Origin of the sequence: Escherichia sp. KTE31 (assembly GCF_000407925.1) — a bacterium.
Taxonomy (GTDB): domain Bacteria; phylum Pseudomonadota; class Gammaproteobacteria; order Enterobacterales; family Enterobacteriaceae; genus Escherichia; species Escherichia ruysiae.
This window is the reverse complement of the sequence record NZ_KE136726.1, coordinates 355,431-367,859: the sequence shown is the minus strand read 5'-3', so window position 1 is coordinate 367,859 and position 12,429 is coordinate 355,431. Positions and strand designations below refer to the sequence as shown.

The window sequence follows — 12,429 nt, the reverse complement described above, 5'->3', positions numbered from 1 at the left end:
CATGGCAATTCCTGTTTATCTTTGGCTGAAGGACGATGGCGGCGCGGACATCAAAGGGTCTGTGGACGTTCAGGATCGTGAAGGCAGCATCGAAGTGGTGGCTCAGGAACATAATCTGTACATCCCGACCGATAACAACACAGGCAAGCTGACCGGCACCCGAATCCACACACCGTTCCTGTTTACCAAGGAAATCGATTCCTCCAGCCCATACCTGTACAAGGCGGTGACCACCGGACAGACCCTCAAGTCTGCAGAATTCAAGTGGTACAAAATTAACGATGCGGGTCAGGAGGTCGAGTACTTCAACACCAAACTTGAGAACGTGAAAGTGGTGAAGGTGAACCCTGTAATGCACGACATCAAAGATCCTTCTTTCGAGAAGCACAACCACCTTGAGCAGATCGAACTGCGCTACGAAAAAATCACCTGGACCTACAAAGACGGCAACATCATTCATTCCGATTCATGGAACGAACGCGCGACCGCGTAAGTCACGAGCGGGCAGAGCTTCTCTGTCCGCTTTTTCGTTTTTGCTGAACGTCTGAAGTCAACGGGCTTTCAGCAAAGAACCCACAATCTGCCAGCCTGACCGTATGCGCTTTGGTCTCCTTCCTGGGAAACAGCGAGGGGCGGTAGCGTGTCCAGGAACCGACAAAGAGAGAAATTCATGGAAAATCCAGCCATCCTGCTGCGACGTTTGAACCCTTACTGTGCCCGTGCGATGGAAGGGGCGGCTTCGCTCTGCCAGACCCGTGCGCATACGGAAATTCTGCCGGAGCACTGGCTGCTGAAATTACTGGAGCAGGGCGAGGGCGATCTCACTGTGCTGGCTCGTCGCTACGAGTGGGACATGGACAACCTCTGGCAGGATTTGCTTGGCTGGCTCGACAAACAACCGCGCTCAGTGCGCAGTCGTCCGCAGCTTTCAGAAAACATCCAGACGCTGATGCAAGAAGCCTGGCTGATTGCCTCACTGGCGGGTGAGGCGCAGATCCGAAGTCATCACCTGATGATGGCTCTGGTTGATAAACAGAACCTGGTGCGTTGCGATGGTCTGTGGCCATTATTGACCCTGGGCCTGAGTCAGTTGGAACGCCTGCGCCCGTTACTGGATGCTCAGTCAGACGAGCGTCCTGCAGTGCAACAGGAAGCGGAGCTGGCGTTTGTTGGAAATCCCGTTGTCGCGGAGATAAAAGAGGGAGAACTCAGCCCGGCACTGCAAAACGTGCTGGATAAGTTTACCCTCGACGTCACTGCCAAAGCCCGTGAAGGCAAAATCGATCCAGTATTTGGGCGTGATACTGAAATCCGCCAGATGGTGGATATTCTTTCTCGCCGCCGAAAAAATAACCCGATTCTGGTCGGTGAGCCGGGTGTCGGTAAAACGGCACTGGTAGAAGGACTGGCGCTCAGAATCGCTGAAGGCAATATGCCGGAGTCGCTCAAACCTGTCGTGCTACGCACTCTTGACCTTGGTCTGCTGCAGGCAGGAGCGGGTGTGAAGGGGGAATTTGAACAGCGTCTGAAAAACGTGATTGATGCAGTGCAGCAGTCACCAGTACCAGTTTTGCTGTTTATCGATGAAGCGCACACCATCATCGGCGCGGGTAACCAGGCTGGTGGTGCGGATGCCGCCAACCTGTTGAAACCGGCACTGGCGCGTGGTGAATTACGAACCATCGCCGCTACAACCTGGTCTGAATACAAACAATTTTTCGAACGCGATGCCGCACTTGAGCGCCGCTTTCAGATGGTGAAAGTGGACGAGCCCGACGATGACACCGCCTGCCTGATGCTGCGTGGCCTGAAATCTCGCTACGCCGGACACCATAATGTGCATATCACCGACGATGCGGTTCGCGCTGCCGTTACGCTTTCCCGACGTTATCTCACCGGTCGCCAACTACCGGACAAAGCCGTTGACCTGCTCGACACCGCAAGCGCCCGTGTGCGCATGAGTCTCGACACCGTGCCTGAACAACTGATCCGTATCCGCTCCCGGATCACCGCTCTTGAAATGGAGAGGCAGGCACTACAGGAAGACATGGCTGTCGGTAATCAAAACTACGGTGAACGCCTGACGGCAATAGAACAGGAAAAGAACACCTTCAACGTTGAACTCAACGAACTGGAAACCCGGTACGGTCAGGAGCTGAAACTTACCGAACAACTGCTGGAAAGCCGCCAGGACATTTCCCGTCAGAGTAAAACGTACTCCCTGCAACAGGAGTTGAACGGTATGCAGCACAGCAACCCGTTACTTTCAGTCGATGTGGATGTGCGTACCGTTGCTACCGTGATTGCTGACTGGACGGGCGTCCCGCTGTCGTCGCTGATGAAAGACGAGCAGACCGAACTGCTGACGCTGGAAAACGAAATCGGCAAACGCGTAGTCGGGCAGAATGCGGCGCTTGAAGCCGTCTCCCGGCGCCTGCGTGCCGCGAAAACTGGCCTCACATCTGAGAATGGCCCACAGGGTGTGTTCCTGCTGGTTGGCCCAAGTGGTGTAGGGAAAACCGAAACGGCGCTGGCGCTGGCTGACGTCATGTACGGCGGTGAAAAATCACTGATTACCATCAACCTGTCCGAGTATCAGGAGCCGCACACCGTCTCCCAACTGAAAGGCTCTCCTCCAGGCTACGTCGGCTACGGGCAGGGGGGCATCCTCACCGAAGCGGTGCGCAAGCGCCCGTACAGCGTGGTGCTGCTCGATGAAGTCGAAAAAGCGCATCGTGACGTGATGAATCTGTTCTATCAGGTTTTTGATCGGGGCTTTATGCGCGATGGCGAAGGCCGTGAAATCGATTTTCGCAATACGGTCATTCTGATGACCTCAAACCTTGGCAGCGACTATGTGATGCAGTTGCTTGATGAACAGCCCGATGCCAGTGAAGGCGACCTGCACGAACTGCTGCGCCCGATCCTGCGCGAACACTTCCAGCCTGCGCTGCTTGCCCGCTTCCAGACAGTGATTTATCGCCCGCTAACGGAAGCGGCGATGCGTGCCATTGTGGCAATGAAACTCTTGCAGGTCAGCACGCGCTTGCATCGTCACTATGGCCTGACCACATATGTTGACGAGAGTCTGTATGACGCTTTGACCAGTGCCTGCCTGCTACCGGACACCGGTGCGCGCAATATCGACAACCTGCTCAACCAGCAAATTTTGCCGGTACTGAGTCAGCAACTGCTGGTTCATATGGCGGCGAAACAAAAGCCGGTTTCGCTGACGCTGGGCTGGAATGATGATGAAGGGATTGGACTGGAGTTTAAACCTGGCTAAAGGAGCTAAGTGATTATCCGATGGAACAGCAGGCACAGATTATTGCTGATAATTTTGTACTGCAAAAATTTGGGTATTTTGAAATGAGACTGTTGTTATTAAAGGTCATTATTAGTGCCGTTGGGCTGGAGCCATAATCACTCTTTTTCTTACCGACTGAGTCCCTTATTTAATCCCGCAACCTGCCCGCCGGTAACAGCGTCATGGACAACGGGTTATCCCATGGAGTCAATATTATGAGTCTGACAGATACGCTGAATAACGCCCTGTCTGCATTAACTGAAGGCGGGCTGAACCGCTACCGTCTGGATATTCCGTCCTGTACCGCATCGCCGGATGTGGAGACCTTCAGGGGTGAGGAGTGCATGAGCGGGCTGTATCAGTACACCGTTCTGTTTACCAGCAGTGACCTGAACATCAGTGCATCGCAGTTACTGAGTAAACCGGCGACGCTGACCATGGGAACCGGACCACTGACGGGGCTGAGCGGGCAGAAAGTGGTGCACGGGGTGGTGACAGATTTCAGTCGTGTCAGCGGTTCACGTGACCAGGCGACGTACCGGATAATTATTGAGCCGTTTCTGTCCCTGCTGGGCAGGCAGTACCGCACCCACCGTTTTTTCGTCAATAAATCTGTACCGGAAGTGGTCACCGAAGTCCTGCAGGAGCATGGTCTCAGAGGCTGGGAGTATGAGTTCACTCTTAAAGCCGGTTATCCGAAGCGTGAGCAGATAAACCAGTACCGGGAAAGTGACCTGGCGTTTATTGAGCGCCTGCTGGCTGAAGTGGGGATATTTTATTTTTTCACCCTGCAGCCGGACACCCTGACGGAAGTGGTGCACTTTGCCGACAGGCAGAGCGCCTGGACCTTCGGTAAAACGCTGGCGCTCAGCAGTCCGTCGGGGATGAGTGACAATGGCGCGGATTCGGTGTGGGGGATTCACGTCCGGCATCATGTGGTGGCGCGTTCGGTGACGGCGGATGATTACAATCACCGTGAAGCGCAGAACATCCTGACGTCGGTGCCGGCGGACATGACCCGTGGCGACGGGGAAGGGAACACCTACGGCGATGTGTACCATTACCTGCCGCGTCATCTTGAACGGGGCGACAAAATCACCCCGGCGGCGGAAACCGGCAATTTCTGGGCGCGGCTTGAGCATGAACGCTTTCTGTCCGGACAGACAATGGTCAGCGGCAGCAGTAATGATGCCCGGCTTTCCCCGGCTCAGGTGCTGACCATCAGTGAACGGGCTGTTCCGCCGACCCTGCCGTCAGAAACGGACAACGGTATTGTGATTATCCGCACGGTCTACAGTGCGAGCCGTAAGGATGCCCTGACCGTGACGTGGGAAGGGATGCCGTATTACGAAAACCGCTGCTGGCGTCCGGCAGCTAAAAAACGGCCGGTGGTGAGCGGGACAATGACGGCGCGGGTGACCAGCGCCAGGGACAACGATATCCACGCGTGGCAGGATGCGTCGGGGATGTACCGGGTGAAGTTCGATGCCGACCGTGACGATAAAGGTCAGGGCATGGAAAGTATGCCGGTGCGCTTTGCCAGACCGTACGGCGGGGATAAATACGGTTTTCACTTCCCGCTGATACAGGGGACAGAGGTTGCCATCGCGTTCCATGAAGGCGACCCGGACCGGCCGTATATCGCCCATGCGCTGCACGACTCCCGCCACGCAGACCCCGTCACCGAAGCCAACAACACGCGCAATGTAATCCGCACAGCCGGCCTGAACAAACTGCGGATGGAGGACAGGCGCGGTGAGGAGCATATCAAGCTCAGTACGGAGTACGGGGGAAAGACGCAGCTGAATCTGGGGCATAACGTGGATGCCTCCCGTGAACTGCGCGGGGAAGGTGCAGAGCTGCGCACGGACAGGCATATATCCATTCGTGGTGGGGCAGGGGTATTTATCACCGCCGATAAACAGGCATTTGCCGGCGACAGGATGCTGTCAATGCAGGAGGCAGTTTCTCAGCTGGAAAATGCCCTGAGTATTGCCCGGAGTCTGTCAGATGCGGCAGAAACGGCGCAGGCGTATCCGGCGGATATCCGGAGTCAGAAAATGCTGACGGATGCCCTGACGGACCTGACACAGCCGGGGATGGTACTGAATGCACCACAAGGCGTCAGCATCAGCAGTCCGGAAGGTGTGCGCGTTTCCTCGGGCAGTGCCAGCGTGGGGATTATGTCCCGACAGAATACCGATATCAGTGCACTGAAGCGTTTTACGGTGGCAGCGGGTGAAGCCATCAGTATGCTGGCCTGCAAGACGGGGATGAAACTGTTCGCCGCGAAGGGAAAGGTTGAAATCCAGGCGCAGGATGATGCGCTGGAAGTGGCAGCGAAAAAAGATGTGACCGTGACCAGTACAGAGGGACGGGTTGAAATCACCGCTGCGAAAGATGTTGTGCTGAAAAATCTGGACGGGTCGTTCATTCAGTTGCAGGGTAAAAATATTATTCTGGGCTGTGAAGGTAATATTCTGTGGAAATGTGTTAATGCTCAGAAAATGGGAGCCGCTTCGCTGAATACGCCAGCCTCTGAATTTCCGAAAGGATACGGTGGTATTTATTCTCTGACTGATGAAAACGGGAATATTATCTCACAGACTGAGTATAAAGTGACGACAGCTGACGGGCAGGTGTTTCATGGTATTTCAGATGACAATGGTAAAACGTTGCCAATTTATACCTCAATGCCCAGCAAATTAAACATTGAGATCCTTGGAACCGGTAATTCTGCAGCAGGGAGCAAATAAACATGAGTGATTTCCATGCTTGGGAAGCCAGTGAGTGCGAGCACTTTACTGATGTGAATGTGTCAGAGAAAACAGTTGTCTGTAAGCGTAAACCTGTACCAGGTATTACGATTACTATCGGGATGTTTTTTGATGGTACAGGGAATAACGTCTTTAACATCGATAAACGCTTGCTGAATACTTGCACAGATATGGATGTTGGTGTAAAGGAAGTTGATGCCGAATCCTGTATACGTAAACTGGACATGAGTAGCAATGAGGCCGGGAGCTACCTTGGATATTACTCCAACATCCACTGGTTAAATAAATTATATGCCATTGACGGTCAAGTGATATCAGATAAAACATTATATCAACAGGCAATATATATACAAGGTATAGGTACTGCGAAAGATAAAGAGGATAGCCTTATTGGCATGGGTATAGGCGAGGTTTTTGAAGGTGTTGTTGATAAAGTCGACGAAGGGATCTCACAAATATCGGATGCAATTTGGCGAGTTTTTAGCAGTGATTCTAAAGTTGACTATGCTATCGAAAAAATCCAGTTTGATGTATTTGGCTTTAGTCGGGGAGCTGCGGCTGCGCGCCATTTTTCTAATCGCGTCAAAAATGGGGACAAATCAATACAGCAAGCAATAACTAAGGGATTAAACGGACGAAATCAACACGGAAAACCTACCGGAGAGATTCGCTTTCTGGGGCTATTTGATACGGTTTGTGCTGTTGGTTCAGTGAGTGATTTGTTTGATGTACATGGAGGTGTGAACCCAGGTATTGAGTTGGCATTATCGAAAGATATCGCACAGAAAGTCTTCCAGATTGCCGCCATGCATGAATGCCGCTATAACTTCAGTCTTAACAGTATAAAAGAAGCGTGGCCGGAACTCACTTTACCAGGTGTACATTCTGATATTGGTGGAGGATATAACCCCAATGAACAGGAATATTGTTTTCTGACAGAACCTCGTGGTGAGAAAGTTAAAAAAGATGTTATAAATGAAAGTACGCAGATTTATAAAAATATTGCCTCCAGGTTATCTGAGTTAAAGGTAATACCAGCTCTTGAATATATTTTACCATCTGGCGAAGTGAAGGTGGAATGCTGGTATAACTATATTATAGATATGGATAAATAGCGTGTCGGAACGATAGAGAAACATGTTGGAGTAGGCATTACACTAAAGCGCATTGTGCCCAACGACTGGTCTAAAATTTCGCTAAGAGTAATGCTGGATGCAGCAAAAGAGGCAGGGGCAAGGTTCAAATATGTTGACCCCGAAGCCCCTGATATGAAGTTACCTGGAGAACTTGAATTATTGAGCCAAAAAGCAATCAAACAGGGGAGGATAATCAGGGCAGGAGGTATTCCCGTTCCATTCACTCCTGATGAATTACTAATTATTGGTAAATATATTCACTGCTCGGCAAACTGGAACGGTATAAAATTTAAAAGAGTCTGGTTGGATGGAAAACAGGTAAGAACAATCTACGGAGCAGAGAAAATGACACATCTTATTGGTTATGTGAATATGCCAAATAAAAACTGGATACGGTCCATCTGGAATATGAAGGGAGAAAAAGCATGAAGCTCATGATTCAGCTACTTTCATTTTTATTTTTAGTTGGATGCAATGACACTACTGCGCAGGATAAAATAAAAGTACCTTGGAATAAATGGTATTTCACGTTCAGTACTCCAAAAGCGCTTCCTGCAACGGTTACGTTGGTCAAATTGCTGGATGTTGACGGCTATGGTTATGTGTTCAAAACCATAGATCAGCCTCAAGGGAATAGTGTTGGAACATGGGGGACACATGTAGGAATACCAGGAGCTACTTTTAATAAGGCTGATGCACCGCCACAGATAATTAAGTTTTGTTGGGACTCAATTATTGACAAAAAAACTTATGAAACTACTTTGTTTTTTTCTTCTGATACTAAGAAAAAAATGATTTCCAAAGAACCTGAGTGGAATAACCCCGGTGAGTTTTATTTTTTTCGTTATATGGTGATTGGTTTGGCACCTGAAGGAAAAGTCCGTGTTTGGTTGCAAAATAACGGAAAGCCAAATATTGAGCAAATATCCACAAAAATTACAACCACTTCTGGGGAGGGGCTTGATATGTGTAAAGAGGTTACAGGGCATCCTGATGGATATGTTTACTATGGAGATACTCCTGATTTTATTAAGGGGAAAAAGTATCCTTATGGAACTTGGTGAGTAGAACTATACAAGTTGGCAAAAATCTACATTTTTATGCTACGATAAAGTTTTTTATGAAACTATTTCTCTACATGTTTTTTCTGTTTATTTCTATCCGTGTTTTTTCTCAATCAATCGTTATCGATCCTACGTCAATATCTAAAGCGGATGATGCAAACACAATTGCCAATATGTATCTTATGGGTATGGGGGTTCCGAAGGATATGAAAAAAGTATTTGAACTCTATCAGATCGCTGCTGAACTCGGAAACACGGATGCTCAAGTTGATTTAGGCGATATGTATTATTTCGGAAAAGAAACCATTCAGAGCTACGGAAAGGCTGATTATTGGTATGAGAAAGCTGCGAATAAAAACAATGCTACAGCTCAGATGTATTTAGGTTATACATACCTTAATGGTAAGGGAGTTGCATTGAATTATTCTAAAGCCAGAAAATAGCTTGAGCTTTCGGTAAAACAAGGCCAGCCTTCAGCTATGTATCATTTGGGTACGATGTGCTTCGATGGTAAAGGAATTACTAAAAATCAAAATCAGGCTATCGACCTATTCAAAAAAAGTTGCTCTGAAGGTGATTCAAATGCGTGATAAGTTAAAAAAATTAAAACAGAGAAGTAATAATCTTATATATAGTGAAATATATATGTATAAGTTAAATATGGAGTTTCATATGTCTAAAGGTGTTGTGTTACTTGGCGATAAAACCACGCATGGTGGTGCAGTGATCTCAGCTTCTTCAACCATGATTGTTAACGGCAAAAATGTTGCACTTATTGGGGACAAAATCAGCTGTCCGATAATAGGGCATGGTATTAACGCCATTATTGAAGGATCGCCTGAATGGTCTTCCGATGGCAAAGCCATTGTGGTCGATGGCTGCCATTGTGTATGTGGCTGTCAGGTTCTCTCCAGTGCCCCGGATTGTGTAACAGGATAAGTAATGAGCCGGGAACGCCACAATCCCTCCAGAACCAGAACAACCTTCACTGGTTCAGGGGCTGATTACAGGCCTTATTGCTGTTAGTGCCGGAGTCCTGCCCTTTGTTTTCTACGTCTGTCAGTTTTTTAGGGAGATTACAGAACACTCTTTTTCTTACCGGCTGAATCCCTTATTTAATCCCGCAACCTGCCCGCCGGTAACAGCGTCATGGACAACGGGTTATCCCATGGAGTCAATATTATGAGTCTGACAGATACGCTGAATAACGCCCTGTCTGAGAGCCGTGTTTTTGGTTCTGAAGGTGAATACGAAAAGAGATAAAATCCAGGAATGGTAGCCTTTACCATCTGATGCTACAGAGGAGATAGAGCAGCTATCAGCAGCATATCGTTACGGAGAACAGAGAAAGGTAACGCAAACTTTTTTGAAAGGTGATGATGCCTGGGCTGTTACAGGTCAGTTGTGGCACTGGCAACCAACGACCGCTGATGATGTCTATGAGAGAATTAAATGAAACTTAGATTAAAACAGAAACATATATTGTATTGTTGGGCGGTGTTTGATCTCTTTTACATCGTCAGATTTATCTGGCTGAATATCTCTCAGGGACGAATTCCTTTAATTGATGATATATTGTCTTTTAGCCATATTTATCTGCAGCAAGGGGCGTATTCGCAAGTCATTTTTTATTTTTCGTTATTGCTTAATGTCTCGATTGTTTTTTCTTCTCTAATGTTCTTAAATAAGTGGAAGTATGTGAATTGGGCAGTCTATATTCAAACACCATTCAGACTGTTCTTCATGATCCCTTCTATTTCGATATTGCCATGGATGTTTAAAACTATTTCAATCAAAGTAGGGCCGATATTTATTGTCGCTGTATTCTTATCAGAGATAATTAAGGTTGGGACATTTTATCTTACAAGAGAAAAGAGTTCATAAATTTTTTAACCTGAATAAAGAGGATGTTTATGGCAGGTAATACATAAGTAACATCTGTGACGCATACAGAGGAAAAAGCTACGGCTGGAAAGCAAAAACCTTACTGGGTTGAAATTCAGTTGATTTATGAGCAGGGAGATCCCGTAGCGAATATACCATGGCGTGCTGAAAGTTCGCATCCAGTATCGGGACCAGTTGATAACCTTACATATACGGCGCAAAGTGAGGCAGATGGGCTTGAATTAAGGCTGGCGTTAGATGGCAATCAATTGGCTACGGAAATGGAAAAACGTGCCTTACGTGTTAGCTGCGATGCGGAAAATGATTCTGTTGTGCATCCTGAAGCTGAAGAAAAAGGGTATATCTGGCATTATGCCGTTATCGGTGAACTTTGTCAGAGTTCACCAAACCTTGAATTAAGACCTTGGGAAATGTTACCCACATACCACTTTCCTGCAAAGACAGCATTTAAGGGCTTTAAATTACGAACGAATGAACTTGAAAAACGACATGTAATAGAAATATGCCCCTTCAGATCTTGGGAGCTTGTTCTGCACCATCAAAAGGACTATTCCATTGCGAATGGAATTAACCTTGGGGTGGCAGCGACGCTTGCCTATGCAAATGGCAGCACTCTGGATACGATGTCAATTACACGTTTTTTTATTAACCAGTGCCAGGATCTTTCTCGCTTACCCCAACTTTATAAAGATGGTTCCGCATGGAATAAATTAGTACAGGATGTTCCCTACAGTAATCGATATTATCCTCCAGTGTTTATGGATAGCTCGCGAGATACTTTGCCTAAGGTAGACAGTAAGAATTCGCATGGAACAGCACAGGCAAAGGAAAATACTGCTGTAAAAAAGGCAGACGGTGATACTTATGACCTCCTATATGTATAACAACGTATTAGAGCTGATTGATAACGCTGGAATAGTGGAAAAGCGTACTTTTACTGAGCATCAGTATAACGTTGATTCATTCAGAGAGCAGATGGCAGAAAATAAAAATGACATACCGGAGAGAGAATTAGTAAGAAATAACATTTTTCTGAATATAGAAGGACTGCTTGACGCATCGCTTTCCCCAACGTTGTCCATGCCATCTGGCAACGATACGCTTTTGCGGTTTGCTCAATATGGAGAAGAGGTAATGGAAAATGTATAACCAATCAAAAATTATTCTGCTTTCCTTAGTATTGTTTTCATCGGCAGGTTGCAGCATAAGTAGAACTGTTAACAAGACTTTATCTCCACCGCCAGATACAAAATGGGTCAATGTTGAAGTAAAAAATCCATCTCAGTATACGAAACCTTTCCCGCTTGAGGTCAGATACATCTCGTATGAATGTATGAAAAAAAGAATCAGTGGATTTGATGGTTCTGTTATCACCGAGCCCAGCTACAATGTTATCGGATCAATAGAACTGTTAACAAGACTTTATCTCCACCGCCAGATACAAAATGGGTCAATGTTGAAGTAAAAAATCCATCTCAGTATACGAAACCTTTCCCGCTTGAGGTCAGATACATCTCGTATGAATGTATGAAAAAAAGAATCAGTGGATTTGATGGCTCTGTTATCACAGAACCCAGCTACAACGTTATTGGGATCCCCATGCAGCAGGAGAGTGGGGACATCTGGAAAGGGAAAGTCGCTATGACAGGTGGCGGCTCATGCAAATGGACGTTGAGTGCGGTCAATTTAGGTATCGAATATATAGATGCTACACATCTCGGCAAAGATCTTGTACCCGGAACAGCGGTAGGGGTTTCGCTCGCTTTTGATAATGATGCTTCCAGAAATGGGCAGTTTTATATGGAAACAGGTAATAGATTAAAATTAGCGCCTAATTATTATCCTTTGATTCACACTAACAAAAGGATTCAGGAAAAAGGTGCATTAGAACTTTTTGGTAAAGAAGATTTTATACAAAAAAGAATTATTTTCAATGTCAACAATGATGTAATTGTTATATTTTTGCCAAAACTTGATGAGTCAAAAATTGTAAAAATGGTTGCGCCAGTAGAGTATCGAGTGGGCGCATATTATAAAATAATATATCCTGATGGTACTGTCGTATCTGATGGCTCAACTCATCCCGACATCAAGATAATGGAAAAATAGAAGATGTATAATCAATCAAAAATTATTCTGCTTTCCTTAGCTTTGTTTTCATCATCAGGATGCAGCATCAATAGAACTGTTAACAAGACTTTATCTCCACCGCCAGATACAAAATGGGTCAATGTTGAAGT

The 12,429-nt window shown here is 47.0% G+C and carries 11 protein-coding genes; all 11 read left to right on the top strand.

Features of this window, described 5'->3' with window-relative positions; translation table 11 throughout:
- The first annotated feature begins 1 nt into the window (after window position 1).
- The 11 genes from hcp to WES_RS0121770 all read left to right on the top strand — a co-directional run bounded on the left by hcp (window position 2) and on the right by WES_RS0121770 (window position 12,298).
- Window positions 2–493 carry a type VI secretion system effector Hcp gene (gene hcp, locus WES_RS03870; protein WP_001007319.1) on the top strand — a complete coding sequence of 164 codons (492 nt, stop codon included), beginning with the start codon at window positions 2–4 and terminating at the stop codon, window positions 491–493.
- 177 nt (window positions 494–670) lie between these two features.
- Window positions 671–3,286, top strand: a complete 2,616-nt coding sequence (gene tssH, locus WES_RS03875; RefSeq protein WP_016159833.1) for a type VI secretion system ATPase TssH — start codon at window positions 671–673, stop codon at window positions 3,284–3,286.
- A gap of 236 nt (window positions 3,287–3,522) precedes the next feature.
- Window positions 3,523–6,063, top strand: coding sequence for a type VI secretion system Vgr family protein (locus tag WES_RS03880; protein WP_016158941.1), 2,541 nt, complete (start codon window positions 3,523–3,525; stop codon window positions 6,061–6,063).
- 2 nt (window positions 6,064–6,065) lie between these two features.
- Window positions 6,066–7,199, top strand: coding sequence for a T6SS phospholipase effector Tle1-like catalytic domain-containing protein (locus WES_RS03885; protein ID WP_016158942.1), 1,134 nt, complete (start codon window positions 6,066–6,068; stop codon window positions 7,197–7,199).
- A gap of 54 nt (window positions 7,200–7,253) precedes the next feature.
- On the top strand, window positions 7,254–7,649 hold the full coding sequence (locus WES_RS24590) for a hypothetical protein (RefSeq protein WP_147598604.1): 396 nt from the start codon (window positions 7,254–7,256) through the stop codon (window positions 7,647–7,649).
- The gene (locus WES_RS03895) at window positions 7,646–8,284 is read left to right on the top strand and encodes a DUF2931 family protein (RefSeq protein ID WP_016158944.1); all 639 of its coding nucleotides are present in this window, start codon (window positions 7,646–7,648) and stop codon (window positions 8,282–8,284) included. The genes WES_RS24590 and WES_RS03895 overlap by 4 nt, the downstream gene beginning before the upstream one ends.
- Window positions 8,281–8,727, top strand: coding sequence for a tetratricopeptide repeat protein (locus WES_RS03900; protein ID WP_262353847.1), 447 nt, complete (start codon window positions 8,281–8,283; stop codon window positions 8,725–8,727). Before WES_RS03895 ends, WES_RS03900 begins: the two co-directional genes overlap by 4 nt.
- A 229-nt stretch (window positions 8,728–8,956) precedes the next feature.
- Window positions 8,957–9,223 carry a PAAR domain-containing protein gene (locus WES_RS0121775; RefSeq protein ID WP_024195154.1) on the top strand — a complete coding sequence of 89 codons (267 nt, stop codon included), beginning with the start codon at window positions 8,957–8,959 and terminating at the stop codon, window positions 9,221–9,223.
- A 1,001-nt stretch (window positions 9,224–10,224) separates the two neighbouring features.
- The gene (locus WES_RS03910; protein WP_016159338.1) at window positions 10,225–11,073 is read left to right on the top strand and encodes a hypothetical protein; all 849 of its coding nucleotides are present in this window, start codon (window positions 10,225–10,227) and stop codon (window positions 11,071–11,073) included.
- Entirely contained in the window at window positions 11,054–11,338 is a 285-nt protein-coding gene (locus WES_RS24585; RefSeq protein WP_016159339.1) for a hypothetical protein, read from the top strand. Before WES_RS03910 ends, WES_RS24585 begins: the two co-directional genes overlap by 20 nt.
- A 378-nt stretch (window positions 11,339–11,716) precedes the next feature.
- The gene (locus WES_RS0121770; RefSeq protein WP_024195153.1) at window positions 11,717–12,298 is read left to right on the top strand and encodes a hypothetical protein; all 582 of its coding nucleotides are present in this window, start codon (window positions 11,717–11,719) and stop codon (window positions 12,296–12,298) included.
- Window positions 12,299–12,429 lie beyond the last annotated feature (131 nt).